The organism is Ruegeria sp. CF1 (genome assembly GCF_056537445.1).
In genome coordinates this window covers 419538-445633 of sequence record NZ_JBQFRN010000001.1, presented here as the reverse complement: position 1 = coordinate 445633, position 26096 = coordinate 419538, and the positions used below count along the sequence as shown (strand labels likewise).

26 protein-coding genes and 2 tRNA genes are annotated in these 26096 nt (G+C 57.1%); 13 read left to right on the top strand and 15 right to left on the bottom strand.

Going from position 1 to position 26096, the window contains the following annotated elements; all coding sequences use genetic code 11:
• Window positions 1-7: 7 nt before the first annotated feature.
• Window positions 8-93 (bottom strand) — tRNA-Leu (locus tag ACRZ96_RS02240).
• Window positions 94-238: 145 nt separating this feature from the next.
• Between ACRZ96_RS02240 and ACRZ96_RS02235 the strand changes: the two genes are divergently transcribed.
• Complete coding sequence (locus ACRZ96_RS02235) at window positions 239-817, top strand: YqaA family protein (RefSeq protein WP_170393003.1); 579 nt, start codon at window positions 239-241, stop codon at window positions 815-817.
• A complete protein-coding gene (locus ACRZ96_RS02230) occupies window positions 814-1278 on the top strand; it encodes a disulfide bond formation protein B (protein WP_480704895.1) in 465 nt (154 codons plus the stop codon). Before ACRZ96_RS02235 ends, ACRZ96_RS02230 begins: the two co-directional genes overlap by 4 nt.
• Window positions 1279-1281: 3 nt before the next feature.
• Here the strand turns inward: ACRZ96_RS02230 and ACRZ96_RS02225 are convergent, their stop codons facing one another.
• Window positions 1282-1869 carry an HNH endonuclease gene (locus ACRZ96_RS02225; RefSeq protein WP_170405905.1) on the bottom strand — a complete coding sequence of 196 codons (588 nt, stop codon included), beginning with the start codon at window positions 1867-1869 and terminating at the stop codon, window positions 1282-1284.
• 211 nt (window positions 1870-2080) lie between these two features.
• On the opposite strand from ACRZ96_RS02225, the gene ACRZ96_RS02220 reads away from it, so the two are divergent.
• Together ACRZ96_RS02220 and ACRZ96_RS02215 are read left to right on the top strand one after the other, a co-directional pair.
• On the top strand, window positions 2081-2686 hold the full coding sequence (locus ACRZ96_RS02220; RefSeq protein ID WP_480704897.1) for an rRNA large subunit pseudouridine synthase E: 606 nt from the start codon (window positions 2081-2083) through the stop codon (window positions 2684-2686).
• Window positions 2687-2717: 31 nt separating this feature from the next.
• Window positions 2718-3143 (top strand): VOC family protein, encoded by a 426-nt coding sequence (locus ACRZ96_RS02215; RefSeq protein WP_480704899.1) that lies wholly within the window; start codon window positions 2718-2720, stop codon window positions 3141-3143.
• Window positions 3144-3147: 4 nt separating this feature from the next.
• Here ACRZ96_RS02215 and ACRZ96_RS02210 read toward each other — a convergent pair whose 3' ends face one another.
• Genes ACRZ96_RS02210 through ACRZ96_RS02200 form a run of 3 tightly spaced genes read right to left on the bottom strand, consistent with a single transcriptional unit; the run spans window position 3148 to window position 4772 of the window.
• Window positions 3148-3450: a putative quinol monooxygenase gene (locus tag ACRZ96_RS02210; RefSeq protein WP_480814194.1), complete on the bottom strand. Its 303-nt coding sequence runs from the start codon at window positions 3448-3450 to the stop codon at window positions 3148-3150.
• A 27-nt stretch (window positions 3451-3477) separates the two neighbouring features.
• Window positions 3478-4143, bottom strand: a complete 666-nt coding sequence (locus ACRZ96_RS02205) for an alpha/beta fold hydrolase (RefSeq protein WP_170392997.1) — start codon at window positions 4141-4143, stop codon at window positions 3478-3480.
• Window positions 4140-4772: a DNA-3-methyladenine glycosylase family protein gene (locus ACRZ96_RS02200; protein WP_480569806.1), complete on the bottom strand. Its 633-nt coding sequence runs from the start codon at window positions 4770-4772 to the stop codon at window positions 4140-4142. Before ACRZ96_RS02200 ends, ACRZ96_RS02205 begins: the two co-directional genes overlap by 4 nt.
• 98 nt (window positions 4773-4870) lie before the next feature.
• On the opposite strand from ACRZ96_RS02200, the gene ACRZ96_RS02195 reads away from it, so the two are divergent.
• Window positions 4871-6097, top strand: a complete 1227-nt coding sequence (locus tag ACRZ96_RS02195; protein WP_480704901.1) for an MFS transporter — start codon at window positions 4871-4873, stop codon at window positions 6095-6097.
• 2 nt (window positions 6098-6099) lie between these two features.
• Here ACRZ96_RS02195 and ACRZ96_RS02190 read toward each other — a convergent pair whose 3' ends face one another.
• The 3 genes from ACRZ96_RS02190 to cysS are packed head-to-tail and all read right to left on the bottom strand — an operon-like array spanning window position 6100 to window position 9909.
• Window positions 6100-6876: a phytoene/squalene synthase family protein gene (locus tag ACRZ96_RS02190; protein ID WP_480771462.1), complete on the bottom strand. Its 777-nt coding sequence runs from the start codon at window positions 6874-6876 to the stop codon at window positions 6100-6102.
• A gap of 1 nt (window position 6877) precedes the next feature.
• The gene (gene cimA / locus ACRZ96_RS02185) at window positions 6878-8512 is read right to left on the bottom strand and encodes a citramalate synthase (RefSeq protein WP_480704905.1); all 1635 of its coding nucleotides are present in this window, start codon (window positions 8510-8512) and stop codon (window positions 6878-6880) included.
• Window positions 8509-9909 carry a cysteine--tRNA ligase gene (gene cysS / locus ACRZ96_RS02180; RefSeq protein WP_480814193.1) on the bottom strand — a complete coding sequence of 467 codons (1401 nt, stop codon included), beginning with the start codon at window positions 9907-9909 and terminating at the stop codon, window positions 8509-8511. The genes cimA and cysS overlap by 4 nt, the downstream gene beginning before the upstream one ends.
• A gap of 218 nt (window positions 9910-10127) precedes the next feature.
• Between cysS and ACRZ96_RS02175 the strand changes: the two genes are divergently transcribed.
• Both ACRZ96_RS02175 and ACRZ96_RS02170 read left to right on the top strand, forming a co-directional pair.
• A complete protein-coding gene (locus tag ACRZ96_RS02175; protein WP_480771463.1) occupies window positions 10128-10472 on the top strand; it encodes an MmcQ/YjbR family DNA-binding protein in 345 nt (114 codons plus the stop codon).
• A gap of 57 nt (window positions 10473-10529) precedes the next feature.
• The gene (locus ACRZ96_RS02170; protein ID WP_480561451.1) at window positions 10530-11705 is read left to right on the top strand and encodes a pyridoxal phosphate-dependent aminotransferase; all 1176 of its coding nucleotides are present in this window, start codon (window positions 10530-10532) and stop codon (window positions 11703-11705) included.
• A gap of 17 nt (window positions 11706-11722) precedes the next feature.
• Here ACRZ96_RS02170 and ACRZ96_RS02165 read toward each other — a convergent pair whose 3' ends face one another.
• On the bottom strand, window positions 11723-12241 hold the full coding sequence (locus ACRZ96_RS02165; protein ID WP_480814192.1) for an outer membrane protein: 519 nt from the start codon (window positions 12239-12241) through the stop codon (window positions 11723-11725).
• Between the two features lie 413 nt (window positions 12242-12654).
• Between ACRZ96_RS02165 and ACRZ96_RS02160 the strand changes: the two genes are divergently transcribed.
• Window positions 12655-14199, top strand: coding sequence for a trimethylamine methyltransferase family protein (locus ACRZ96_RS02160; RefSeq protein ID WP_480704910.1), 1545 nt, complete (start codon window positions 12655-12657; stop codon window positions 14197-14199).
• A 54-nt stretch (window positions 14200-14253) separates the two neighbouring features.
• Here ACRZ96_RS02160 and ACRZ96_RS02155 read toward each other — a convergent pair whose 3' ends face one another.
• Window positions 14254-14499, bottom strand: coding sequence for an EF-hand domain-containing protein (locus ACRZ96_RS02155; protein ID WP_170405941.1), 246 nt, complete (start codon window positions 14497-14499; stop codon window positions 14254-14256).
• A 543-nt stretch (window positions 14500-15042) separates the two neighbouring features.
• The gene (locus ACRZ96_RS02150; protein ID WP_480704912.1) at window positions 15043-18660 is read right to left on the bottom strand and encodes a vitamin B12-dependent ribonucleotide reductase; all 3618 of its coding nucleotides are present in this window, start codon (window positions 18658-18660) and stop codon (window positions 15043-15045) included.
• Window positions 18661-19204: 544 nt separating this feature from the next.
• On the opposite strand from ACRZ96_RS02150, the gene ACRZ96_RS02145 reads away from it, so the two are divergent.
• The gene (locus ACRZ96_RS02145) at window positions 19205-19639 is read left to right on the top strand and encodes a hypothetical protein (protein WP_170392985.1); all 435 of its coding nucleotides are present in this window, start codon (window positions 19205-19207) and stop codon (window positions 19637-19639) included.
• Between the two features lie 8 nt (window positions 19640-19647).
• Here ACRZ96_RS02145 and ACRZ96_RS02140 read toward each other — a convergent pair.
• From ACRZ96_RS02140 to pdxH, 4 genes are all read right to left on the bottom strand, one after another.
• Window positions 19648-19724: transfer RNA gene (locus ACRZ96_RS02140), tRNA-Pro, on the bottom strand.
• A gap of 43 nt (window positions 19725-19767) precedes the next feature.
• A complete protein-coding gene (locus ACRZ96_RS02135; protein WP_170392984.1) occupies window positions 19768-20235 on the bottom strand; it encodes a DUF192 domain-containing protein in 468 nt (155 codons plus the stop codon).
• Window positions 20236-20242: 7 nt separating this feature from the next.
• Window positions 20243-20770, bottom strand: coding sequence for a cold-shock protein (locus ACRZ96_RS02130; protein WP_170392983.1), 528 nt, complete (start codon window positions 20768-20770; stop codon window positions 20243-20245).
• A 117-nt stretch (window positions 20771-20887) separates the two neighbouring features.
• The gene (gene pdxH / locus ACRZ96_RS02125; protein ID WP_170405948.1) at window positions 20888-21493 is read right to left on the bottom strand and encodes a pyridoxamine 5'-phosphate oxidase; all 606 of its coding nucleotides are present in this window, start codon (window positions 21491-21493) and stop codon (window positions 20888-20890) included.
• 134 nt (window positions 21494-21627) lie between these two features.
• Here pdxH and fabI point away from each other — a divergent pair, with 134 nt between their 5' ends.
• The 4 genes from fabI (at window position 21628) to ACRZ96_RS02105 (ending at window position 26088) form a co-directional block, all read left to right on the top strand.
• Window positions 21628-22434 (top strand): enoyl-ACP reductase FabI, encoded by an 807-nt coding sequence (fabI, locus tag ACRZ96_RS02120; protein WP_170405951.1) that lies wholly within the window; start codon window positions 21628-21630, stop codon window positions 22432-22434.
• 6 nt (window positions 22435-22440) lie between these two features.
• Window positions 22441-22950, top strand: coding sequence for a xanthine phosphoribosyltransferase (gene gpt / locus ACRZ96_RS02115; protein WP_170392980.1), 510 nt, complete (start codon window positions 22441-22443; stop codon window positions 22948-22950).
• 39 nt (window positions 22951-22989) lie between these two features.
• Window positions 22990-24165 carry an aminotransferase gene (locus tag ACRZ96_RS02110; RefSeq protein WP_170562577.1) on the top strand — a complete coding sequence of 392 codons (1176 nt, stop codon included), beginning with the start codon at window positions 22990-22992 and terminating at the stop codon, window positions 24163-24165.
• An 81-nt stretch (window positions 24166-24246) separates the two neighbouring features.
• Window positions 24247-26088, top strand: a complete 1842-nt coding sequence (locus ACRZ96_RS02105; RefSeq protein WP_480704917.1) for a peptidyl-prolyl cis-trans isomerase — start codon at window positions 24247-24249, stop codon at window positions 26086-26088.
• The last annotated feature ends 8 nt before the right edge of the window (window positions 26089-26096 follow it).

The window sequence follows — 26096 nt, the reverse complement described above, 5'->3', positions numbered from 1 at the left end:
GTCGCTGTGGTGCCCAAGGAGAGACTCGAACTCTCACGCCCGTGAAGGCGGGGGATTTTGAATCCCCTGCGTCTACCATTCCGCCACTTGGGCCACGAACACTGGATTAGCGCCCTACCGAGAGAAGGTCCAGAGGCAAAAAACAACCACTGCTCTGAATGTTTCATCGAAGGAGGTTGACGGTCAGTCGGGTGCATGGTTTGGCTTGCCGCAGCGGTTACCAGGATACTTATTCTTCATGTTGCGATCCCTTTATGACTGGACCATTCGTCTGGCCGAACATCCTCATGCGCTCTGGGCGCTGGCTGTTGTGGCTTTTGTTGAAAGTTCGTTTTTTCCGATCCCACCCGATGTTTTGATGATTCCCATGATCCTTGCACGTCCGTCGAGGGCCTGGCTGATCGCGACAGTCGCCTTGGTTGCCTCGGTGCTGGGTGGGATATTGGGTTATGCAATTGGGGCATTCTTTTACGAAAGCCTTGGGCAGCCTGTTCTGGAAGCCATGGGCAAAGCCCACGCAATGGAAGAATTCAATACCCGCTTCAATGATTTCGGCTTCTGGGCCGTGCTGGCGGCTGGTGTGACGCCTTTCCCATATAAGGTCATCACCATCATGTCGGGCTGGACCGGGATGCCGATTGGGACGTTCATAGCCACCTCGATCCTGGCGCGCGCCTTGCGCTTCTTTCTTGTGGCCGGGCTGCTGTGGAAATTTGGGGAACCAATCCGTGACTTCATCGAAAAACGGTTGGGTTTGATGTTTACCCTATTCATAATCCTGCTGTTTGGCGGCTTTCTTGTGGTGAAATACTTATGACGCGCAAAAGACTTCTGGTTCTGGTTGCCGCATCCGGCTCGGCCGCGTTGCTACTTGGGGCTTGGGGCTTTCAGTACATCGGTGGGCTCGCGCCGTGCAAAATGTGCATCTGGCAGCGGTATCCTCATGGTGTCGCAGTGATTCTTGGTGCTCTAGCCTTTGCCTTCCCGGGCGTCCGCCCCCTGCCCCTACTAGGCGCTCTGGCCGCGGCCACAACGGCGGGAATAGGGTTTTACCATGCTGGGGTCGAGCAAGGCTGGTGGGAGGGCCCATCGACCTGCACATCTGGTGATATCGGCGGCCTGAGTGCAGAAGAGTTAATGGATCAGATCATGTCCGCCCCGCTCGTGCGTTGCGATGACATCCCGTGGGAGATGTTCGGGATTTCCATGGCGGGCTGGAATGGATTGATTTCGACGGGTCTGGTCCTGATCTGGATCGCAGCCTGGCACGCGCGCTAGGGTTTATAGCTGATCCAGTTCGGCATCCCAGTAGAGGAAGTCGATCCAGCTTTCGTGCAGATGGTTCGGGGGGAACTTCCGACCGATATTGCGCAAAGCCTCAGCATCCGGCTGACGCGGCGGTTTATTCAGAGACATTCTGGCTTGTCGCAGGGATTTTGAGCCTTTGCGCAGATTGCACGGGCTGCACGCTGCAACGACATTCTGCCAACTTGTGACCCCGCCCGCAGCGCGCGGTACAACATGATCAAAGGTCAGGTTTTCACGGCTGCCGCAGTACTGGCATTTGAATTCATCCCGCAAGAATAAATTAAAGCGCGTGAAGGCCACGCGCTTTCTGGGTTTTACATAGTCTTTCAGGACAACGACCGAGGGTATTCGGATCTCGGTACTGGGACTGCGGACAACCTCGTCATATTCCGCAACAATATCCACCCTGTCCAGCCAGGCAGCTTTGATCGCCTCCTGCCACGGCCATAAAGACAACGGGTAGTAGGAAAGAGGTCTGTAATCGGCGTTCAAAACCAATGCCGGATGATGCTTGAGAGCACCGGTTTCCCTGACAAATTCGGTCCTGAAGTCTCCGTCCATAACAGAATCGCTCCTCGCTCTGTACTGCCCGTTTGTGACATCAGAGCGGGGAACACCCGCCCCGGCCTTAAGTTAACTATATATCGTGTTAAATCTCTGACAAGTGCCGAGTTCACACAACATCTCGGGTATTGGTTAGGCCGAATACGTAACAGATAAGTGACACTTATCCACAGGTTGCGCAGATGTGGTCTGCAAGCTATGGCGGGGCATGTCCTGGTTCATCCGTTTCAACAAACCTTACGATGTATTGCCGCAGTTCACCGACCGCGCCAATTCTGACTCGCCCCGCAGCACGCTCTCGGAATTCATCGACCTGCCCGGTGTCTATCCTGCGGGACGCTTGGACCGGGATAGCGAGGGTTTGATGCTGCTGACTGATAATGGGCGATTGCAGGCGCAGATATCAGACCCCAAGCACAAGATGCCTAAGACATACTGGGTTCAGGTCGAAGGCATTCCCGATACAGCGGCACTAAAGGCGTTGCGGGAAGGTGTTGAACTTAAGGATGGTTTGACGCGCCTCGCCAAGGCGCGTCTGATTGACGAACCCGAATGGCTGTGGCCACGCACCCCGCCGATCCGGGTTCGCCAAACGGTGCCCGACAGTTGGGTTGAACTGACGATTAAAGAGGGCCGCAACCGTCAGGTTCGCCGGATGACAGCCGCAGTCGGGCACCCAACTCTGCGCCTGATCCGAGCCCGTGTTGGAGATTGGTCTTTGGACGGCCTTGACCCCGGTCAGTGGGAAAGCCTGCCGATGCCAGCTGTTGACTCAGCACCGTCGCGCAAGCGGGACCGCCGCCCGCGCCGGTGACAAAAACTGCGTGATGTGATAGGCTTAGGGCATGAAGGTCACACCGGATATCCCTGCCCCGTCTGCCATCCTGGAAGCCGCGCTGTATGTCGACGACCTGGATGCGGCCGAGGATTTCTATGGTCAGATATTGGGACTAGATAAAATCCAGCGTGTCACCGATCGCCATGTGTTCTATCGGATCGGCGGGTCCGTCCTGTTGCTGTTCAATGCCAGCGAAACCGAGAAACCGCCAGGAAACCCCGATCTGCCGGTCCCACCGCATGGGGCGCGCGGTCCCAGCCATGTTTGCCTTGTCCTGAGCCGCGATGAAATCACCGTGATGCGCAAGCATCTGTTGGACTGGAACATCCCTGTCGATGCCGAGTTCGACTGGCCCAACGGAGCCCGGTCGCTCTATGTACGAGACCCTGCAGGCAATTCGGTCGAATTCTCGGAAGGAAAGCTTTGGGAGTGATCGATCAGCGAAGCGGCTGCTTCTCGCCCCCGATCACACGGTAGATTTCGCTAGAGACAACGCCGACCTCGCCAAGCGCCGCCTGAAAAGCAGCCATATGAGGGGTCGCGAAATGGGCCTCAAGCGCGGCCTGATCCTGCCATTCCTCATAGACCCGAAAGCGGGTCGCCTGACCCAGGATTTGACTGAATTCATAGATCAGGCATCCGGGTTCTTTCAGAGTTTCCGCAACCATTTCCTGCGCAGCAGCAATGGCTTTCTCGACCGCTGCATCTGAAACGTCGACCACTCCTGTCACGATCAGCATCATGCTCTCCTTAGATCGTCCCGCAAGTCAGAGGCTCAGCTTATCCCGCATGAAGGCCAGCGCAACACTCAAGCCATCCGGAGCAATCCCGTGGCCAGTGCCCTTCATTATATGGGCATAAACCTCTTTGAACCCGGCCGCCTGAAGTGCCTCAGCTGCTTCTGGCAACGATTGCGGCGGTACAACGTCATCAGCATCGCCATGCACCAGCAGGATCGGCATGCGACTTACGGTTTCGTCTGGCAGCAAATCAGGTTCCAGCAAACGGCCCGAGAACGCTACGATCCCGGCCACTGGGTCCTCGCGGCGCGGGGCTACATGTAAGCTCATCATCGTGCCCTGGCTGAAACCGAACAGCACTACCTGCTCTGGCAGGACATCCTCATCCACCATCAGCGCATCAAGGAACGCGTTGAAATCCTCAACCGCCATTTCCATACCCCGTCGGGCTTCCTCCTCGGATGAGCCATCAATCCACGGGATCGGGAACCACTGGAAACCGTTGGGCATACCGATGATCTGTTCAGGCGCGTCCGGAGCTACAAACAACGTATCCGGGAGATGCTCGCCCAACGGATCAGCCAGCCCCAAAAGATCGGCCCCGTTTGCACCATAACCATGCACAAACACCACGACCGAGCGTGTGTCGCCTGAAACCGGCTCTTTCCTGAGCGCGTTCAAAACCCGTGTCATCTGATCCCTTCTCTGTCTTTTGCGACCCGGTAATAGGCCCACAGCACCCGCGCCGCAACCGATCGCCACGGCGACCATGCTTCAGCCATCTGGCGTAACTCTTTGTCTTTTGGTCGTTCTGGCAATTCATAGAGGATGCGTGCAGCTTCCTGTAAGGCCAGATCGCCCGGTGCAATCACATCGGCGCGACCCAGCGAAAACATCGCATAAATCTCGGCGGTCCAGACACCGATTCCCGGCACCTCGGTCAGAATCGCGACCACCTCGTCATCCGGGGCATCGCGCAGTGCTTTGTAATCGATCCGCGCCTCGGCCAAGGCGCGGGCATAGCGAATTTTCTGACGGCTGAGACCCACAGCGCGCAGATCATCATCAGTGGCCCACATAATCTTGCGCGGACCGGTCAGTTTTGCGTCCTGCAGCCTCTTCCAGATTGCGTTTGCCGAGGCCACGCTGACCTGCTGACTGACAATCGCGCTGAGCAACTGGGCGAACCCGTCAGGCTTGCGCCTGAGTGGCAGGGGTCCGGTTTGCTCTATCGCATAAGCCATCCGGGGGCAGGCCTCAGCCAGCCACTCGGCCCCTTCGGTAACGCAGTCCGATGTTTCGATGATGCGTCCGACGGACATGCGCTCTCCAATAAGTGATCCTTGTCCGCACGTTAGGCGGATGTGCCGCATATGCAACCCGCTTGTGCCAAGTCTCAATCGTAGATAACCATTCGCCCATGACAATGATCGCTGCCACCCCTGACGACAGTCAGGCCAAACGCAACGTCGCCGTTTTGGTGGCAGCACAGGCAATCCTGGGTGCACAGATGCCGATGATGTTCATCGTCGGCGGGCTGGCAGGCCAATCGCTGGCCAGCAACGCTTGCCTTGCGACGCTGCCGATTTCACTAATCGTTCTGGGTTCAATGCTGGCGGCCACGCCGATTTCAGCCATCATGCAACGCTGGGGACGCCGTGCCGGGTTTCTTGTGGGATCAACCGCAGGTGCCGCAGGGGGCGTTATCGGGGCTTACGGCCTTTATCTCGGCTCGTTCCCGATCTTCCTGATCGGCAGCTTCCTGACCGGCATATACATGAGCGCACATGGCTTTTATCGCTTTGCTGCTGCCGACACCGCCTCCGATGCATTTCGGCCCAAGGCGATCTCATACGTCATGGCCGGAGGGCTTGCGGCGGCGATCATCGGCCCTCAGATCGTCAAGCTGACCTCGCAGGCGTATGTGGTCCCGTTTTTGGGCACTTATCTGGCGGTGATCGCGATCAACGTAATCGGCTCAGCCCTGTTCTTCTTTCTCGACATCCCTACTCCGCCGAAACCGACCGAAGATGAACCCAAAGGTCGCACACGGCTGGAGTTGCTGAAAACCCCACGCATCGCAGTAGCGATCATCTGCGCAATGGTTTCCTATGCGCTGATGAACCTTGTAATGACGTCTACACCTTTGGCCGTCGTCGGGTGCGGATATACCGAAGGTGATGCCGCGGATATCGTCACCAGCCACGTACTGGCGATGTACATTCCCAGCTTCTTCACCGGCCACCTGATCGCGCGGTTTGGGGTCGAAAAGATCGTAGCTCTCGGTTTGGCAATCCTTGGCGGCGCAGGCATTGTCGCCTTGCAAGGTATTGATCTAGGTAACTTTTTCGTCGCCCTGATCCTGCTTGGCATCGGATGGAACTTTGGCTTCATTGGCGCCACCAGCATGTTGGCAGACTCGCATGAAGTGCACGAACGCGGGCGAATGCAGGGCCTGAATGACTTGCTGGTGTTTGGCGGCGTGACCTTTGCTTCGCTTGCCTCTGGCGGATTGATGAACTGCTCGGGCGGTTCAGCGGTCGAGGGTTGGACGGCCGTAAACCTCGCCATGATCCCGCTGCTGACCCTTGCAGGTGGCGCGCTGCTGTGGCTGGTTCTGAGGCCTTCGGACCCACAAACCGTCTGACGTTACCAGCGCCCGGTCGCTGCGGTTTTCATCAGGGTAAACCGACGTCGGATTTCACCCTGAGCCAACGCACCTGCGGCCACCCGGTCCGGTCTGGCCAATGCAGTCCGCAACACCCATTCCGTCTGCCACCCCGCATAGAGCGCAGGCCGTGCTTGTGCCGAGACCTCGTTGCGGGCGGACCGCGCCTGCGCCAATCGGTCCAAAGCCTTCTGCGCCAGCGCCCGAACCCCGTCATGGGTTCCGTCCAGCAAAGGAATGCGCCCACGTGCCTCAAGCTCGGGAATTGCGCGCAGCCAATTCGCGATCCCCGCTGCATATCCGAAATCACGCAGAACAGTTTCATCCGCCGAACCCAAAGCCTGCGCCGACACCACCATTAATGTTCCAGCGCTATGGGCAATATAGGCGTCAAAATGCGCCTCATCCTCGAACGGATCACGATAGATATCCCAACGCCTTACGGCCACATATTCATCCAACAGCGCTGCCAGATGCGGATAAATCACGCGCGACAATGGCGTAACAACCTCGTGCCGACGAACAGATGGACCTTCGGCAATCTCTTGCAAGGCATCGCGCCACCATTGCAGCCGCATCTCGGCGATCATGCTCTCTTGCGTCACCCACGGGGCACGGGCCACCTCGACGTTCAGCGCATAAATCGGGAACAAAACTGCCCGTGCCTCAACTGGCGCGGCCATGGCAGCCATAAAGCGATCGGGATCGGCCCGATGAACCAGCGCAGCACAAGCCTTGATGTCGTCGTCGAACTCCACCTTATTCGGCGGCCGCTGACTGCGGGGCGCAATCGCTCACCAGTTTCCACTGAATCGCATCCAGCAGCGCTTCGAACGAGGCATCAATTATGTTCGCACTCACCCCAACCGTAGACCAGCGCCGCCCTTGCCCGTCTTCGCTGTCGATGATCACGCGCGTGACCGCCTCGGTCCCGCCCTGAGTGATGCGCACCTTGAAGTCGACCAGCCGCATATCCGACAGTATCTGCGAATACTGCCCCAAATCCTTGGCCAGAGCTTTGGCGAGCGCGTTCACCGGACCGCGATCGCTACCGCTTTCATCCAGCGACTCACTTACCGACAGCTTCTTCTCGCCATCCACTTTCACAACAACAACCGCTTCGGACAGGCTGACCATCTTGTTGTATTTGTTTTTCCGGCGTTCAACGGTCACCTTATAGCGCTTGACCTCAAAGAACTCGGGTAACTGCCCCAATTCATCCCGCGCCAGCAGCTCAAAACTAGCCTGCGCGGTGTCGTAGGAATACCCCTCGGCCTCGCGCAGTTTTATCCGCTCAAGGATACGTCCCAACGCCGGATCGCCCGCTTCTACGGCCAATCCCGCATCGGTCAGACGTTTACGCAGGTTCGATTGCCCAGCCTGGTTCGACATCGGAATGATGCGCGCATTTCCAACACTTGCCGGATTGATATGCTCATAGGTTGTCGGGTCCTTGAGGATCGCGCTGGCATGCAGCCCGGCCTTATGCGCAAAAGCCGACGCGCCCACATAGGCGCTCTGCTTGCTGGGCACTCGGTTCAGGATATCATCCAGCATCCGACTGATGCGCGTCAGCCCGGCCAGCGCCTCGGGCATCACTCCGATCTCATAGCGCGAGGCATAGGGTTCTTTCAGCATCAGCGTTGGGATCAAAGCGGTCAGGTTGGCATTGCCACAGCGCTCTCCCAACCCATTCAACGTACCTTGAATCTGCCGCGCCCCCGCATCGACTGCAGCCAGCGAGCACGCCACTGCGTTCTCGGTGTCGTTATGCGTATGAATGCCCAGCCGATCCCCCGGCAGACCGGCCGCAATCACCTCGGATACGATCCGCCCGACCTCTGCCGGCAATGCTCCGCCATTGGTGTCACACAGAACCACCCACCGTGCCCCTGCATCGAGCGCAGCGCGGCAGACTTCAACCGCATATTCCGGGTTGTCCTTGTAGCCATCAAAAAAATGCTCGGCATCAAACAGAGCCTCCTGCCCCTGCGCCACGATATGCGCGACCGAGGCGCGAACGTTCTCGGTGTTTTCCTCCAGCGTGATACCAAGTGCGTGGGTCACGTGGTAATCGTGCGATTTCCCAACCAGACAAACGGCTGGTGTTCCCGCGTTCATTACAGCCGCCAGAACGTCATCATTCTCAGCCGACCTGCCCGAGCGTTTGGTCATTCCAAACGCCGTCATACAGGCCGACGTCTCAGGCGCGCTCTCAAAAAACGCACTGTCGGTCGGGTTCGCTCCGGGCCAACCCCCTTCGATGTAATCAATCCCCAGCGAATCCAACGCCTGCGCGATCTGCACCTTCTCGGCTGTCGAGAACTGCACACCCTGAGTTTGCTGCCCGTCGCGCAGGGTGGTGTCATAGAGGTAAAGGCGCTCTTTGGTCATTCGACCGCCTCCAACTTCGCGGCATCAAAGCCAGCACCTGGCACCAACTCCACACCGTCCTTGCTCATCCGAACCTCCAGCCCTGCGGCGACATAGGCCGCCTTCAGGCGATCGACCTCAGAGAAATCCTTGCTCTGCATCGCAAGAGCGCGGGCATCGGCCAGTTTTTCTGCGTGGGATGACAGATCAGCCACGGCGGTTTGCGCCCAAGCTGCCATTTCATCCGTCAACAGCCCGACCACCTGTGAACTCGCCAGCAATAAAGCAGCGTTGCCGTCAGCAGCCAAACGATGAAGTTCAGCGATGGCACCTGCCGTGTTCATGTCATCGGCAAGCGCATCAATGACCGCAGGTGCCGCGGCGGCAGCGGGCTCGATGCCCGCTGTCAGCGCCCGCCACTTGCGCAACGTTGCCTCGGCTTCGCGCGCCTTCTTCTCGGTCCAGTCCATCGGCTTGCGATAATGGGTCTGCAAGAACACAAACCGGATCACTTCACCCGGCACACCCTGCTCAAGCAGATCATGAACGGTGAAGAAATTGCCCAGCGATTTGGACATTTTCTTGCCCTCGACCTGTAGCATTTCATTATGCATCCAGACACGCGCGAATTCGCCATGCGGGTGGGCACATTTGCTCTGAGCAATCTCGTTCTCGTGGTGCGGGAACATCAGATCGTTGCCGCCACCGTGAATATCAAAGCTCTCGCCCAGCAATTCATAGCTCATGGCCGAGCATTCGATATGCCACCCCGGACGCCCCCGGCCCCATGGGCTGTCCCAGCCGGGCAACTCATCGGTCGACGGCTTCCACAGCACAAAATCCATCGGGTTCTTCTTGTAAGGCGCGACCTCGACCCGCGCCCCGGCGATCATGTCATCAACCGACCGCCCCGACAGCGCACCATAGTGTTCCTTCCAGCTGTCCACCGCGAACAACACGTGACCCTCGGCAGCATAAGCGTGCCCCTTGGCCATCAGGTCTTCGATCATCGCAATCATCTGCGCGATATACTCTGTGGCGCGCGGCATCGCGTTGGGTTCCAACGCCCCCAGCGCGCCCATGTCGTGCAGATACCAGCCGATGGTTTCGTCCGAACGTTCCTGCACCAACTGTTCCAAAGACCCGTCAGCCCCAGCCTTCTTGCGCGACAGTGCGGTGGCGTTGATCTTGTCATCCACGTCGGTGAAATTGCGCACATAGGTCACGTGATCAGCACCGTATACATGCCGCAACAAACGATAGAGCACGTCGAACACAACCACAGGCCGTGCGTTCCCCAGATGCGCCCGATCATAGACCGTCGGACCACAGACATACATCCGCACATTATCGGGATCGATCGGCACGAAATCCTCTTTCGTCCGAGTCCTTGTATTGTGCAGTTTGATCGTCGTCATCGGGTCGTGCTCCTGAAACAGCATATACGTCACGCGTTGGCGCGGGCTTAGCAACTTGTCTCAGAGATGAAAACGAAAGAAACCGGCCCGCTTGAGAAATCAGCAGGTAATGCAGCAGATAATGATGCAAGTTTTCCGGTTCATGCGCTTTGCCTAGCACGGGATTGATGCTGAGCCAAGCCTTGAGTTTCAACCTCCACAGAGGCAGTCTGCCCACCATGACCCGTGATTACGTCAATTCCGTATGCGCAGACCTGCCCGGTGCCGAACTTTCGGACCCTTGGGGTGGCGGCCACGACGCATGGAAAGTTGGCGGCAAGATGTTCGCCTGCGTCGGTTCGGTCGGGGATGGTGTATCGGTCAAGACACCCGACATTGAGACCGCGCAGATGTTGATCGACGCAGGGATTGGCACCAAGGCCCCGTATTTTCACCGCAGCTGGGTTCGACTGCCGTGGGAAACCGCCGCCGACGAGATGCAACATCGCCTGATCACCTCATACGTTATCGTCCGTGCATCGCTGACCAAGAAGATACAGGCGAGTTTGCCGCCGCGAAGCTGATTGACAAAATTGCTGTGCTTTGCCCCATTCGGCGTCATAGCCGGTCGGGAGAATCCCTTGAAACTATCGCATCGCATTACGCATCTGACCGAGGGTGGATCAGACGGCTGGGAGGTGTTCATCCGCGCGCGTCGGATGATTGCCGAAGGCCATGCCGTTACCGAGTTGACGATCGGCGAGCATGACATTCGGACCGATCAGTCAATATTGTCGGCCATGGAAAGTTCGGCCCGCAGCGGGCACACAGGATACGCGATGGTTCCGGGCACTGATCTGCTGCGTGATACTGTGGCCGCCCGTGTCCAAATGCGAACAGGTGTAGCGACCACTCGCAACAATGTCATCATAACCCCCGGCGGTCAGGCCGCGTTGTTTGCGGCGCACACCGCGCTTTGCGATCCGGGCGATATCGCGCTCTACCTGGATCCGTATTATGCCACCTACCCCGGCACGATCCGTGGCGTTGGAGCGGTAGCCAAACGCATAGAAACACGCGCCGAAGATTTGTTCCAACCTCGCGCTTCCGATATCGATGGCGCGGCAGGCGGGGCGGTGTCGCTGCTGATAAACTCCCCAAACAATCCAACTGGTGTGGTCTATTCCGCCGAAACACTTTCTGCCATCGCCGAGGTTTGTCAGCGCCGCGATCTATGGCTGATTTCCGATGAAGTCTACGATACGCAGGTTTGGGAGGGTGAACACCTGTCACCGCGCGCCCTACCCGGCATGGCTGAGCGCACTCTGGTCGTGGGTTCAATGTCGAAATCTCATGCCATGACTGGCTCGCGTTGTGGGTGGATCGTTGCTCCGGAAGGCGTGATCGACCACCTGATCAACTTGGCAACACATACAACCTATGGTGTGCCCGGCTTTATACAGGATGCGGCCAACTATGCGCTGAGCGTGGGACAACCTCTCGAAGACAAAATCGCCGCGCCGTTTCGCCGCCGCCGCGCTCTGGCGATTGAAGTGCTGGCTGCGCAGCAGGTCGTCACCTTAATACCGGCGCAAGGCGCGATGTATCTGATGCTGGATATCCGGGCTACGGGTCTTAGCGGCGATGTGTTCGCAAATGCGCTGCTGGACACGCATGCCATCGCTGTGATGCCCGGTGAGAGCTTTGGTTCTGCCGCCGCAGGTCACATCCGCGTGGCCATGACAATCGATGACGAGAAATTCGTCACATCGCTACAGACCCTATGCGAATTTGCCGCTCAATTGGCAGATGGATGACAATCGACCACCGAGTTTCAGAAGCGGAATGTGGTGCGCAAGTTGAACACATTTGCGTCGAGGCTTCGACCAGACTCCGGTATATCATCGAAGTTCTGCCGCAGCGCTTCGCCACTGATTACAAACCGTTCGCCAAGCGGATAGGCAACACCGATCCCGTAAACGGCTGCCGTATCACTGTCACCCGACGTACTGGCCCGCGCGGTTCCCAAGACAACATAGCCAAGGGCTGATCCAAAATCGTAGCCGCCGCGCAACTTCAATCGCGACATACTATCAAGGCTTCCTTCGGATTGTCCCAGATCAAGATTCAGGCGGTTATATTCCAGCTCACCGCCAAGCACGAAATTTCCAAAATCATAGTCGTATCCGATCAGCGGGCCAAAACTGCCCCCGCTTCCGCCTGCCCCTCCGGACCCATCAACATCTGCATAACCAAAGCTGAAACCAGCGTACGCGCCTGTCCAGTCTTCTGCCACAACCTGCCCTGCACCTGTTATCAGTGCTGTGGCGAGTGCGGCCAGTAATGACTTCATGCAGACCTCCAAACATCCGTTGCCGGTTTGGGCGCATCCCCGAGGCAGCGATCTGCTGATCAGCCAACCCCAGTATTTACTTAAACCTAAGATACAAATCCAAATAACTACGTGCAGATTAACAGATTCTTACCGCAATTGGAAAAAAACATTTAGTCACGAGGATTTGCGCCCAGTTCATTTTGACTGATGGCCCAATAAAATTAGTCCAAAGTCGCAAACAGAACAGATTGTCCAAAAGTGCATTGAAACAATGGGCGCATCAGACTGAGGAAGTTGATGCATAACGAAGTTTGGAAAATTCGACTGGTCAGCCGCACCATTGGTGCGGATCGCGGTCGTGCGGCACGAGGACGGCCAGCACTGGTCTAGGTACACTCACCCACATCGTACTTTTTTGACCGGACACACACATGAACGAACAAACCCGAAACTCATCCCGCAGCGGTGGCCGCGCCGCGCGTCGTGCCGCCCGTGCGTCAGCTCTTCCGGAACATCTTCGCCCGATTCGGCCTGGTATGGAGGGCGGAACCCTGAAGGTTCTGACCCAAGCACAGATCGAACGCATCCACGAGGCCGCTCTGACCGCACTGGAAACCATCGGCCTTGCTGATGCGCCACAAAGTGGGATCGACTATCTCGTGGCTGCGGGATGCACCTTGGGCGACGATGGCCGCATCCGCTTTCCGCGCGCATTGGTCGAGGACACAATCGCCAAGGCCAATCGCTCGATCACTCTGCACAGCCGGGACGGCAAATCGGATCTGGAGCTGTCGGGAACGCGTGTCCATTATGGCACCGCAGGCGCAGCGGTCAGCATGGTCGACGTGCATGGGCAGGAATATCGCGACTCGACCCTGCAGGACCTGCATGACGCGACTCGCATCTGTGAACAGCTTGAAAACATTCACTTTGTTCAACGCCCCATGGTGTGCCGAGATATCGCCGACAACCTTGAGATGGATCTGAACACGGTCTACGCCACCACCTCAGGCACGTTCAAACACATCGGTACGTCGTTCACAGAGCCCAGCCATGTGGCCCCCGCCATCGAGATGCTGCACATGATCGCGGGCGGAGAGGACAAGTGGCGCGAGCGGCCCTTCATGTCCAACTCCAACTGCTTCGTTGTGCCCCCGATGAAATTCGCCACCGAAAGCTGCGAGGTGATGGAAGAATGCATCAAGGCCGGAATGCCGGTTTTGTTGCTTTCTGCGGGCATGGCAGGAGCTACCGCACCCTCGACCGTTGCCGGAGCGATCACACAAGCCACCGCCGAATGTCTGGCGGGTTTGGTTTATGTAAACGCCGTAAAGCCCGGTGCACCCGCGATTTTTGGCACTTGGCCTTTTGGTCTGGACCTGCGCACGGGTGCAATGTCCATCGGCTCGGGTGAACAAGCTCTGCTAACCGCTGGCTGCGCGCAAATGCACCAGTTCTACGATCTGCCCGGTGGTGCCGCAGCTGGTGCATCGGACGCGAAATTGCCCGACATGCAGGCCGGTTGGGAACAAATGTGTTCGAACGTCATGGCTGGGCTGTCGGGCCTGAACATGGTGTATGAAGCGGCAGGCATGCATGCCTCGTTGCTGGGCTTCTGCCACGAGAGCCTGATCCTGAGCGATGACCTGATCGGACAGGCACAGCGCTGTGTGCGCGGGATCGAGGTGACGGACGAGACACTGGCACTGGATCAGATGGCCGAAGTCTGCATGGGTGGTCCTGGGCATTATCTTGGCACCGATGCGACGCTAGGCCGTATGCAGGCAGATTACGTCTATCCTACCTTTGGTGACCGATCATCTCCGAAGGAATGGGTTGAGCTTGGCAAACCAGATCTGATCGAAAAGGCAGTGAAGCGGAAGGAAGAAATCCTTGCCGTGCCTTCCCCGGCCAGATTCGACCGGCTTCTGGACGCGGAAATTCGCGGCAAATTCAACATTTACTTACCCGCGTAAGACACTGAAAAATAAGCGGCCCGGAGCTTCCGGGCCGCCAGTACTCCTGCTTTATCAGCCGTTGGACGGCGGCAGCAGGCCCGCTTGTTCAGCGATGGTGATCTCATCCTGATCTAGCGCACCGTCGCCGTTTGCGTCCATCTGCGCAAAGCCTTCGGCATCAACATCAGGCACGACGGCCTGAACTTCATCGATCGTCAGTACTCCGTCGCCGTTGGTATCGGCGGCGCTTTGGCCGACGGCCAATGTCGGCAGGCCAAGTGCGAAGGTTGAGATAAGGGCCAGAATTTGCGGTTTCATGTTATGCCTCCTGATTGCGTTTTCTTGAGTGTTTGCGTCCGGACAAGCGCCAAAAAAAGCCCATCCTGAAGGCATGTCACCCGCTCAGATTGATATGGTCGCATTCAAGCCAATCTCTGCGTGTTTGACTGAGTCGCATTTGCGGACGATTGCCGGACGAAATGGCCAGTCGTGGCTTCGGCAACTCTTGCCCGATCCAAACAGGATGATCCGGCGAAGCCCTGCTCAGATCCGCGACTCGGGGTTGAAAAAAGAAAGGGGGCCGAAGCCCCCTGTCAGTTTCGCCTTCCAGGCTCATTTCGTTGACCGCCCGGTGTTTTTTTGCCTGCGGCCTGGACTGCGCATGGGACGAGCGCACCCGTCCCGTGAGAGAGTGGGAGGGAGCAAATATTCCGCCCCACCCTGTTCCCGGCCGACACGGGCATGTCGGCCGAGTGAAACAAGGCATCGATGGTAAGTCTCAGCGCCTTGCTTCGTATTCGTCGGGGCCGGTTACTGTGGCAGCATCCGACCCCTGCACCCCGGGTTGCCGGGGCGCTAAACTCAGCTACACCCGCTAGTTGCGCCGCAGGTGTTGCATTTCATGCAGGTGCCGTTGCGCACCAGCGTGTAGTTTCCGCATTCGCCGCATGGATCGCCCTCGTACCCTTGCATCTTGGCTTTGGTACGGGCGTCCATTCCGGTCGCAACCGCCGTCTCAGCGGGTGCTTCGAATGTCGCTGCGGTTTCGGCCATACCGGACACGTCGGCTTGACCACCATTGAAGACCATCAGATCCTGCGGTAGCCGCTTGCGCAGATACCCAGTCGAGCTGATTTGTTTCAGCACTTCCAGAGATTTGGTTGCCGCGCTTTCACTGATTTCCGATACGTTGGACAGACCATCCTCTTCGCCGCGACCCAGATCGTCGAAGGTTGCGCCTTCGGGCTTCACATGAGCCAGATCGGTGCGGTCCAGATAAGACACGGCCAGTTCACGGAAGATATAATCCAGGATCGACGTCGCGTTCTTGATCGAGTCGTTGCCCTGAACCATCCCGGCTGGTTCAAACTTGGTGAAGGTGAAGGCGTCGACGAACTCTTCCAGCGGCACGCCATATTGCAGACCAACCGACACGGCGATGGCAAAGTTGTTCATCATCGCTCGGAAGCCAGCGCCTTCCTTGTGCATGTCGATGAAAATCTCGCCCAGCTTGCCGTCTTCGAACTCACCGGTCCGCAGGTAAACCTTGTGGCCGCCCACGATTGCCTTTTGGGTATAACCTTTGCGGCGATGCGGCAGTTTCTCGCGATGGCTGCGGATCATTTCCTTGACCACAACCTTCTCGATCACCTTCTCGGCCAGAACGACGGCTTTTTCTTGCGTCGAACCGCTTTCCAGCACTTCGGCTGCCTCATCGTCATCTTCGACCAGCGCCGCCGCCAAAGGCTGCGACAGTTTCGAGCCGTCGCGGTACAGCGCGTTCGCCTTCACACCCAGCGACCAGCTGAGTTCGTATGCCTTCTGGCAGTCCTCGATGGTCGCGTCATTGGGCATGTTGATCGTCTTTGAGATCGCGCCCGAGATAAAGCTTTGCGCTGCAGCCATCATGGTAATGTGGCTATCAACCCCAAGGAAACGCTTGCCTTTCTTGCCGCACGGGTTGGCGCAGTCGAAGATCGAATAGTGCTCTTCCTTCAGATGCGGCGCACCTTCCAGCGTCATGGTTCCGCAAACATGGTCGTTTGCCGCGTCGATATCCGCCTTGGTAAAGCCCAGATGGCGCAGCAGATCGAAGGTCGGGTCATTCAGCTTGGTCGCCGGGATGCCCAGAACACCGGTGCAGAAGTCCTCGCCCAGCGTCCACTGGTTGAAGACGAACCGGATGTCGAACGCGCTTTCCAGTGCGGCATCTACTTTTGCCAACTCGTTCGGGCCAAAACCATGACCGGTCAGCGAGGTGTGGTTGATCCCCGGCGCGTTGCCGATGGTGCCATGACCAACCGCATAACCCACGATCTCTTCGATCTGAGCCGAGGAATAGCCCAGCTTCTCCAGCGCCGAGGGCACCGAGCGGTTGATGATCTTGAAGTAACCACCTCCCGCAAGCTTCTTGAACTTAACCAGCGCAAAATCCGGTTCGATCCCGGTCGTGTCGCAATCCATCACCAGACCGATGGTGCCGGTTGGTGCGATAACTGTGGCCTGCGCGTTGCGATAACCGTTCTTTTCGCCGAGGCTCAGCGCTTCATCCCAGGCTGACATGGCCAGATCGATCAGACGTTTGTCCGGGCAATTGTCGTGATCCAGAGGCACCGGCTTAACAGCCAGTTTTTCATACCCTTCGGTCACTCCTTGCGACGCACGACGGTGGTTGCGGATGACGCGCAGCATATGGTCTGCGTTGCGCTCATATCCTTTGAACGGGCCAAGCTCGCCTGCAATCTCTGCCGAGGTCGCATAAGCCACACCGGTCATGATCGCGGTCAGCGCGCCACAGATCGAACGTCCCTCATCCGAGTCGTAGCTGTAACCCATGTTCATCAACAGGCCGCCGATGTTGGCGTATCCCAGACCCAAGGTGCGGAAGTCGTAAGAGAGTTTCGCAATTTCCTTAGACGGGAACTGCGCCATGGTCACCGAGATTTCCAGCGTCAGCGTCCAAAGCCGCGAGGCGTGCATATAGTCCGCCGCCTGGAACTCACCGTCCTTGAAAAAGGTCAGCAAGTTCATCGACGCCAGGTTACAGGCAGTGTCATCGAGGAACATGTATTCCGAACACGGGTTCGAACCGCGGATTTCACCGTCTTCGGGGCAAGTGTGCCATTCGTTGACAGTATCATGGAACTGGATGCCAGGATCGGCACAGGCCCATGCGGCGTGGCCGACCTTTTCCCACAAATCACGAGCTTTGACTGTACGAGCAACCTTGCCGTCGGTGCGGTTGATCAGTTCCCAATCCGCGTCTTTTTCAACTGCGGTCAGGAACGCATTGGTCACCCGGATCGAGTTGTTCGAGTTTTGGCCCGAGACCGAGCTATAAGCCTCTGAATCCCAGTCCGTATCGTAGGTCGGGAATTCAATGCTGTCGTGGCCCTGCTTGGCGTAGTCCAGAACGCGCTTGATGTAAGTTTCTGGGATCGCGACCTTTTTCGCTTCGCGAACCGCATTTTTCAGGGCGTCGTTTGCGTTTGGATTATAGGCATCATCGGCAGAGCCGTCCCAAGACCGGATGGCCTCGAAAATGCCGTTCAGCATCTTCTCGTGCATCTTCGATCCGGCAACGATCGAGGCCACCTTCTGCTCTTCGATCACTTTCCATTCGATGAATTGCTCGATGTCCGGGTGATCTGCATCGACGATTACCATCTTTGCTGCTCGACGGGTTGTACCGCCTGATTTGATCGCGCCAGCGGCGCGGTCGCCGATCTTGAGAAATCCCATGAGGCCCGAAGACTTGCCGCCACCCGAAAGCGCTTCACCCTCTGCACGCAGATGGCTGAAGTTGGTTCCGGTGCCCGAGCCATACTTAAACAGGCGCGCCTCACGCACCCACAAGTCCATGATGCCGCCTTCGTTGACCAGATCATCGTCGACCGACTGGATGAAGCACGCATGCGGTTGCGGATGCTCATAAGCGGATTTCGATTTGGTTAGCTTGCCGGTTTTGTAGTCAACATAGTGGTGCCCCTGCGCCGGGCCATCGATCCCATATGCCCAGTGCAGACCGGTGTTGAACCACTGCGGCGAGTTCGGAGCTGCACGCTGGGTCGCCAGCATATAGCGCATCTCGTCAAAATAGGCGCTCGCGTCCTCTTCAGTCGAGAAATAGCCGCCCTTCCAGCCCCAATAAGCCCACGCGCCGGCCAGACGATCAAAAACCTGTTTCGATGAGGTTTCGCCATCAAATTCAGCATCTTCCGCAGCAACCGATCGCCACAGGAATTCGGGAACGTCCTTTTCCTTAACCTTCTTCAGCTTGGAAGGAACGCCGGCCTTGCGGAAGTACTTCTGTGCGATGACATCGCTGGCCACCTGGCTCCATTTTGCAGGCACTTCAATCTCGTCCAGACGGAACACGATTGTGCCATCCGGATTGCGAATCTCGGATGTTGCGGACACAAAATCCAGATCGGCATATGCATCCTGTCCCGGTTTGGTGAATTTTCTTTCAATCTTCATGTCCGCTGCCCCAGCTTCGATCTGTCCAAATTTCAAGTCCCGGCACTAAATCTTGATGCTGCGGGGTGCCGCCCGCACTACCGACGAATTTGAGACGCAAGGGACCGGACGCTGCCTAGAACAGCGCAGAACCGCGAATCCGGTCTACGTCATAGTGGTTTGCTTTCCGTCCCTCGCCCGATGCCTTTTCTGGTCATTGCCTACCAGATTTAGTGGCTCGTCTTTCGGCCCATACAATCTGACGTATATTCCCATAGTTGGTCAACGGGCTTTTTCGGTCATTTTTGGAATCTTTTAGCTTGACCTGTTTTGCTGAACCGGCGGAATTTCGCCGCATCGCGATTCCTCCACAGACATGTCCCGGACGACCAGCCCATTCCGCCTTGATGTGTCAGAGTGATTTCTCGTGTTTTCCGCCACAGTTAGAGGTCATTGATCAACCGATCCCGCGTTAAGGACATGTTCAGAGAATCATCGTCACGACATCGCAGCGCGTGCCATACTTGAAATCACACGACATTTCTGGATGGGAAATCTACTCTACATGCGTTTGATTTCATTGTTAACTATTGTGGCGCTAATCGTGTCCTGCACATCACAGGAAGCACCACCTGCATCTCGCAGCGCGCAATTCGACGGTTATCCGCAGAACCTTTTCAATTCCTTCAGGACCGACTGCGCGGGGCCGGGCGACAAGTATATCAAGACCACCGCAAGCATCTTTGAATGCCGCGAGACCTTGCCGCCCGAGGCAACGGCGTATTTGATTCTCAGCTTCAACGGTTATCCGCAGAACTTGCCGCAGATCGTAACGCGGCTGAGCTCGACCAAGAATCAGGCCGGGTATCGCGTGGACGCAGAGTTGTACTTTCTGGTTCCGCAGAAAGATGGTTCAACTCTTAGAATACCTATTGAAAGCAAAGATTTGGACAGGGATTTTTCCAAGCTCTACACCGATTATGGCGGAACGCCAGTGTAGAGGAAAAATGGTCGGGGCGGCAGGATTCGAACCTACGACCCCCTGTACCCAAAACAGGTGCGCTACCAGACTGCGCCACGCCCCGGACCGTGCGCCTTCCTAAACGTGCCGATCTGATTTGAAAAGCCCTAACAGGGCCAAATTGCAGGACCTTGCGAAAAAACTTCGTGGCGCATCTGCGATCCAGGCCGAATGGCGTAACGCTCGGCTAGGCCAGCGTTGATTTCCAGGACCGCATAAACCGAATCGCCGCCTTCGATTGGGCTCAGATCCCCCGGAATTGCACCTTCGTGCACACGCGTCACCGTGCCCGCGCGATCAACAAAGATCATATCAAGCGGAATCAGGGTATTCTTCATCCAGAACGCAACAGGTTGCGGCGGATCAAAAACAAACAACATTCCAGATCTGTTCGGCATGCTTTCGCGAAACATCAATCCGCGCGATCGCTCTTTCGGTGTGATGGCCAGCTCAACGTCGAAGCGAACCTCTGCCAGATCATTTCGAAGCTCGACACGATCCGGACGGCATTCAGCCCGCGCGATCCCGCCAATCAAAAAACTCAGGAGCGCCAGTACGAAAGCCGTTCTCATCATTCAGAACCTAGTCGTTCAGGGCCGCTTCCCAGGCCAGAACCTGCGCGGCCATTCTTCCGCGCTTGCCATCAATGACCCGCATGGCCAGCGCTTCGCCCGGTTGCAGATCTGCCAACCCAGAACGACGTAGCACCTCGATATGCAGGAATACGTCTTCACTGCTGCCGAAAACATTGGCAAAGCCAAACCCTTTGCCCTTGTCGAACCATTTGACGCGCGCAGCCTCAAGCGGAGCGCTGCCGATCACGGTTGGATCAAGCTCGGCAAAATCGGCCAACATCATGGTTTCCGCGCGAACAGGCGGGTCAACACTGATCACTTCGACCGCTTGAACACCGCGATCAGTTTTGTGGGTCATGATCTCGATGCCGGCGCCATCCGCGACCGAGCTTTGCCCGAAGTTTCGCAGCACGTTGACGTGCAACAGAATGTCCGGGCCGCCTTCGTCAGACACAACAAATCCGTATCCCTTGGCGGGATCGAACCATTTTACGTGTCCACGGACGCGGTACATGCTGTTCAGATCTTCTGGCACTGTTTTCCCATTACGATAGGCAAGTCGTTAAGGGTTTCTTGTTTATGTTTTGGCTCGCAAATTCAAGCTGAAAAAAGCTATTGTCTGCAAACAGTTGCATTTCACGCAACGCGAACGTCATGGATTTAACCTCAGCACTTGCCAGTCGGAATCGACATTTTGTCGCTTCCACTGAAACCTGTCATGCAACCTGAAGGCACCATCGGCCCAGAACTCGACTTCGACAGGTGTTACACGGTATCCCCCCCAAAATTCAGGGCGAGGCGGGTTGGTACCCAACTTTGCGGTCACTTTAGCCACTTCGGCCATCAGGGATGCACGACTTTCCAGCGGTTGCGACTGGTGTGACGCCCAAGCACCCAAGCGGCTTTTGAGCGAGCGCGAGGCGTAGTATGCGTCCGCCTGCGGCCCATCTTCCTTGGTGATTGTACCACGAACACGGATTTGTCGCCGCAAAGATTTCCAATGCATCACAAAAGCCGCTTTGTGGGCGCTGTCCAACTCCTGAGCCTTGGCGCTGTGATAGTTCGTATAGAAAACAAACGCGTCCTTCTCGATTTCCTTCAGCAGAACCATACGGGCGTTCGGCAAACCTTCCGGGTCCACGGTTGCCAAAGCAATCGCATTAGGATCATTCGGTTCGGTCTTTTCTGCCTCGGCCAGCCACCGATCCGCGATTTCAAACGGATCAGCCCCGGCGAAGATGCCATTATGCTCGTTCATTTCCATCCCCAGGAAACAATTAACATGACCCTAAGGCGAGAACCCGCTGCGGGCAAGAGCGCATGGCCTTGAAGCAGGACAATCAATGGCATAAACCAACCGAACACAATGCGACGACAGGCGGAGAACCGAAGATGTCAAATCAGTTGATGGCCGGAAAACGCGGCCTCATCATGGGACTGGCCAATGACAAATCAATCGCATGGGGTATCGCCCGCGCCTTGTCCGACGCCGGGGCCGAGCTGGCCTTTTCCTATCAGGGGGACGCCCTGAAAAAACGCGTCGATCCATTGGCGGCGCAGTTGGGCAGCGAGATCGTTTTGCCCTGTGACGTCAGCGACGAAGAATCAATTAATGAACTCTTCAGCGCGCTGGAAAAGAAATGGGGTAAACTGGATTTCGTCGTCCACGCCATTGGCTTTTCTGACAAGAACGAATTGCGCGGGCGCTACGTCGACACATCGCGCGCGAACTTTAACCTGACGATGGATGTTTCGGTCTACTCTTTCACCGCCGTTATGCAGCGCGCGGAAAAAATGATGAACGAAGGCGGCAGTGCGATCACCCTCACCTATTACGGCGCTGAACAGGTCATGCCACACTACAATGTAATGGGTGTTGCAAAAGCCGCCCTTGAGGCATCCGTAAAGTATCTGGCCGAGGATTTGGGCAAAGACGGCATTCGCGTGAATTCGATCTCGGCAGGCCCGATCAAGACGCTCGCGGCCAGCGGCATCGGCGATTTCCGTTACATCATGAAGTGGAACGAGTATAACTCGCCCCTGCGCCGGAATGTGACCATCGATGATGTTGGTAAATCGGCCCTGTATCTGCTGTCTGATCTCAGCAGCGGAGTGACAGGTGAGAATCTGCACGTGGATTCAGGTTATCACATCGTCGGAATGAAGGCCGTCGACGCGCCGGACGTTGAAAAAGGATAATAGACAATGAGCGCCAAGGACCGCCTGCCACACGAAAAAGGCTTCCACATCAGCTGGGATCAGATTCATCGCGACTCGCGCGCTCTTGCGTGGCGTCTGGATGGGCAAGGACCAGATGATGGCGCTTGGCGTGCGGTCGTGGCAATTACACGTGGCGGCATGGCCCCCGCAATGATCGTCAGCCGCGAACTGGATATCCGTACGGTCGATACCGTCAGCGTGAAATCCTATCATCATCAGGCGCAGGGCGAAGCAGAAATTCTCAAAGCGCCCAATGCTGATCTGATGGGTGATGGCACCGGTATTCTGATCATCGACGATCTGGTCGATAGCGGCAAAACGCTGGAACTGGTGCGCGAGATGTTCCCCAAAGCGCATTTCGCGACCGTATACGCCAAGCCCAAGGGCCGTCCGATGGTAGACACCTTCATTACCGAGGTCAGTCAGGACACATGGATTTTCTTCCCATGGGACATGGCGCTGCAATATGTCGAACCCTATCGGGGCACCGATTAATCAAGCGTTTCAACTAAGCGCTGAAATCACGGACTCACCATGACAATGACCCGCACTGCCGCCACCTTTGCCCCTCCGGTGATGGAGGCACGCCGTTGGCTGGACGGGGTCGAGTTCGCAGTTGACCGTCCGTTGATCAATGTCAGTCAGGCGGCTCCGGTCGATCCGCCCCCGTTAGCGCTGCGGCAAGCAATGGCCGAATTCGCAGTCGAGCAGGACAGCGCACATCTTTACGGCCCGGTCTTGGGCAACGATGACCTGCGGTCCGAGCTCGCGGCTCAGATCAGCGCACATTATGCGGCTGAGGTATCGGCGAATCAGATCGCAATCACCTCGGGTTGCAATCAGGCCTTTTCAGCCGTGATTTCGGCAATTACCGATCAGGGGGATGAGGTGATCCTTCCGACCCCTTGGTATTTCAATCACAAGATGTGGCTGGATATGGCTGGGGTAAAAACCGTTGATTTGCCCACAGACGATGATTTGCTTCCCGATCCGGAACGGGCCCGCGCCCTTATCACCGAAAAGACACGGGCGATTTCGTTGGTGACGCCGAACAATCCCGGTGGTGTCGAATACCCTGCGGACTTGGTGCGCCGCTTCTATGATCTTGCGCGGGAAACGGGGCTTCGTCTGTTGGTTGACGAAACCTATCGCGATTTCGACAGCCGATCAGGCGCGCCTCATGACCTGTTCCAGCAATCGGGTTGGGACGATACGTTTGTCCATCTCTACTCGTTCTCAAAAGCCTACCGCCTGACCGGTCACCGTGTCGGCGCGATTTCAACCAGCCCCGCCCTGTTGGCGGAGATCGAGAAATTTCTGGACACGGTCGCAATCTGCCCCGGCCAGATCGGCCAGTTTGCCGCGCTTTGGGGCATGCGGAACTTGACCCAATGGGTTGCGGGTGAACGAGATGAAATTCTCGACCGAAGAGCCGCCATTGCAGAAGGAATGCCACGCCTTGAAGACAAAGGCTGGCGTCTTTTGGGACTTGGCGCTTACTTTGCATACCTCGAACATCCCTTTGGCATCGCTTCCGACGAATTGGCCCGACGGCTGGTACCCGAGGCAGGTATACTGCTTTTGCCGGGTACCATGTTCATGCCAGAGGGCGATTCCGCGGGAAAGCGGCAGGTTCGCGTAGCATTTGCCAACCTCGACCGCGCCGGTATCGCGCAATTGTTCGACCGATTGCAGGGCTTGTCCTTCTAAGCTTGCCCCCCGGCTGCACGCATCGTATTCAGGGCCGCAACCGACTGGGCAGACATTTGCCGACAAAACCAAGAGGGCACCATGGCCGCAGGCATGAAAAACCTATCCAAAACCTTTGTCTGGATTCTCATGGGTCTTTTGATGCTGGGCCTTGCTGGCTTTGGCGCCACCAGCCTGACCGGAACCGTTCGTACGGTTGCGCAGGTCGGTGATGAAAGCGTTTCGGTCGACGCGTATTTTCGTGAGCTTCAGCGCGAGATCCGGGCCGTCGAAGCGCAAACCGGACAGGCAATGCAGATTTCGCAGGCACATGATCTTGGCCTCGATCAACTTGCCCTTTCGCGCCTGATCGCACTGGCCGCAATCGATAACGAGGTCGGACAGCTTGGCATTTCGATCGGTGACGAGAACCTGCAGGACGAGATTGTACAGATACCGGCGTTCCAAGGTGTAAACGGTACATTCGACCGCGAAGCCTATCGCTTTCAGCTGGAACAGGTCGGAATGACCGATTCCGAATTCGAATCGGATCTGCGCAAAGAATCTTCACGCACCATCGTTCAGGGCGCGGTCATGAGCGGTGTTGAAATGCCCCGTACGCTGACCGAGGCTTTGTCGAACTATGTGCTGGCCCGCCGCAGCTTTACCGTGGCGACGCTGTCTGCCGACCTTCTCGAAACGCCCGTGGCCCAACCCACAGACGCGCAGATTCAGACATATTACGACGAGAATACCGATCAGTTCACCCTGCCCCGCACCAAGCAACTGACCTACGCCATTCTGTCGCCCGACATGCTGCTCGATACGATCGAAGTGGACGAAGATTCTCTGCGCCGTCTATACGACCAACGCGCTGACGAATATTTCCAACCCGAGCGCCGCTTGGTCGAGCGTCTGCCCTATCCCAGCGAAGAATCCGCAACCGAGGCGCTGGCACAACTTGAAGTTGGCGGGGCCGATTTCGAACAGTTGGTCCGCGAACGTCAGCTTGAGCTGAGCGATGTTGATCTGGGCGATGTCACCCGTGAAGATCTGGGCGATGCAGCCGACGCCGTGTTTGCCGCCGAGATCGACGATGTGGTCGGCCCGCTTCCCACGGTGTTCGGCCCTGCCCTGTTCCGGATCAATGGATCGCTGGCCGAGAACAATGTCAGTTTCGAAGACGCCGAACCCGAACTTCGTGCAGAACTCGCCGCCGACCGAGCGCGCCGTCAGATCGAAGCACAGGCCGAAGACATCAACGATCTGCTTGCAGGCGGCGCAACACTGGAAGAACTGGCCGGTGAGACCGAGATGGAACTGGGTCAGATCGACTGGACCCAGCAAAGCGACGATGGCGTTGCCGCGTATGACGGCTTCCGCTCAGTCGCTGAGGCTGTGCAAGAAGGTGATTTCCCAGAGGTCGCGTTCCTTGAAGATGGTTCGATCTTTGCGTTGCGTTTGAATGAAGTGCTGGAACCGCGCCCGGAACCTCTGGAAAGCGCCCGTGACCGTGTCGCCGAGGCATGGCTGCAGGTAGAAACTGCGAAAGCGCTGCAAAATCAGGGCAACACGGTTCTGACCCAACTGGCAACAGATGGCGACTTTACCGCCACAGGCCTGCCCTTCCGCGTCGAAAATGCGCTGACACGTACCGCATTCCTCGAGGATGTTCCCGTGGACTTCATGACTCAGGTGTTTGAAATGGACCCTGGCGAGCTGCGTGTCATTCCCGGAAACGGTAACGCCCTGATCGTGCGTCTGGATGAAGAGCTGCCTCCGGCGGAAACCGATGAGCAACGCCAGATGCAGGATGCACTGGCTGCGCAATTGAGCCAGGCGCTGGCGCAGAACATCTTTGACATCTATGTGCGCAATGCCCAGACACGCGCACGCCCTGTGCTGGATCAGCAAGCGCTGAACGCGGTACGGGCCAGTTACTAAAAGAGACA

Bases quoted from the DNA above. Each gene is read 5' to 3' on its own strand.
- ACRZ96_RS02235 (WP_170393003.1), top strand. From the start codon at position 239: ATGTTGCGATCCCTTTATGACTGGACCATTCGTCTGGCCGAACATCCT.
- ACRZ96_RS02230 (WP_480704895.1), top strand. From the start codon at position 814: ATGACGCGCAAAAGACTTCTGGTTCTGGTTGCCGCATCCGGCTCGGCC.
- ACRZ96_RS02225 (WP_170405905.1), bottom strand. From the start codon at position 1,869: ATGGACGGAGACTTCAGGACCGAATTTGTCAGGGAAACCGGTGCTCTC.
- ACRZ96_RS02220 (WP_480704897.1), top strand. From the start codon at position 2,081: ATGTCCTGGTTCATCCGTTTCAACAAACCTTACGATGTATTGCCGCAG.
- ACRZ96_RS02215 (WP_480704899.1), top strand. From the start codon at position 2,718: ATGAAGGTCACACCGGATATCCCTGCCCCGTCTGCCATCCTGGAAGCC.
- ACRZ96_RS02210 (WP_480814194.1), bottom strand. From the start codon at position 3,450: ATGCTGATCGTGACAGGAGTGGTCGACGTTTCAGATGCAGCGGTCGAG.
- ACRZ96_RS02205 (WP_170392997.1), bottom strand. From the start codon at position 4,143: ATGACACGGGTTTTGAACGCGCTCAGGAAAGAGCCGGTTTCAGGCGAC.
- ACRZ96_RS02200 (WP_480569806.1), bottom strand. From the start codon at position 4,772: ATGTCCGTCGGACGCATCATCGAAACATCGGACTGCGTTACCGAAGGG.
- ACRZ96_RS02195 (WP_480704901.1), top strand. From the start codon at position 4,871: ATGACAATGATCGCTGCCACCCCTGACGACAGTCAGGCCAAACGCAAC.
- cimA (WP_480704905.1), bottom strand. From the start codon at position 8,512: ATGACCAAAGAGCGCCTTTACCTCTATGACACCACCCTGCGCGACGGG.
- cysS (WP_480814193.1), bottom strand. From the start codon at position 9,909: ATGACGACGATCAAACTGCACAATACAAGGACTCGGACGAAAGAGGAT.
- ACRZ96_RS02175 (WP_480771463.1), top strand. From the start codon at position 10,128: ATGACCCGTGATTACGTCAATTCCGTATGCGCAGACCTGCCCGGTGCC.
- ACRZ96_RS02165 (WP_480814192.1), bottom strand. From the start codon at position 12,241: ATGAAGTCATTACTGGCCGCACTCGCCACAGCACTGATAACAGGTGCA.
- ACRZ96_RS02160 (WP_480704910.1), top strand. From the start codon at position 12,655: ATGAACGAACAAACCCGAAACTCATCCCGCAGCGGTGGCCGCGCCGCG.
- ACRZ96_RS02155 (WP_170405941.1), bottom strand. From the start codon at position 14,499: ATGAAACCGCAAATTCTGGCCCTTATCTCAACCTTCGCACTTGGCCTG.
- ACRZ96_RS02150 (WP_480704912.1), bottom strand. From the start codon at position 18,660: ATGAAGATTGAAAGAAAATTCACCAAACCGGGACAGGATGCATATGCC.
- ACRZ96_RS02145 (WP_170392985.1), top strand. From the start codon at position 19,205: ATGCGTTTGATTTCATTGTTAACTATTGTGGCGCTAATCGTGTCCTGC.
- ACRZ96_RS02135 (WP_170392984.1), bottom strand. From the start codon at position 20,235: ATGATGAGAACGGCTTTCGTACTGGCGCTCCTGAGTTTTTTGATTGGC.
- pdxH (WP_170405948.1), bottom strand. From the start codon at position 21,493: ATGAACGAGCATAATGGCATCTTCGCCGGGGCTGATCCGTTTGAAATC.
- fabI (WP_170405951.1), top strand. From the start codon at position 21,628: ATGTCAAATCAGTTGATGGCCGGAAAACGCGGCCTCATCATGGGACTG.
- gpt (WP_170392980.1), top strand. From the start codon at position 22,441: ATGAGCGCCAAGGACCGCCTGCCACACGAAAAAGGCTTCCACATCAGC.
- ACRZ96_RS02110 (WP_170562577.1), top strand. From the start codon at position 22,990: ATGACAATGACCCGCACTGCCGCCACCTTTGCCCCTCCGGTGATGGAG.
- ACRZ96_RS02105 (WP_480704917.1), top strand. From the start codon at position 24,247: ATGGCCGCAGGCATGAAAAACCTATCCAAAACCTTTGTCTGGATTCTC.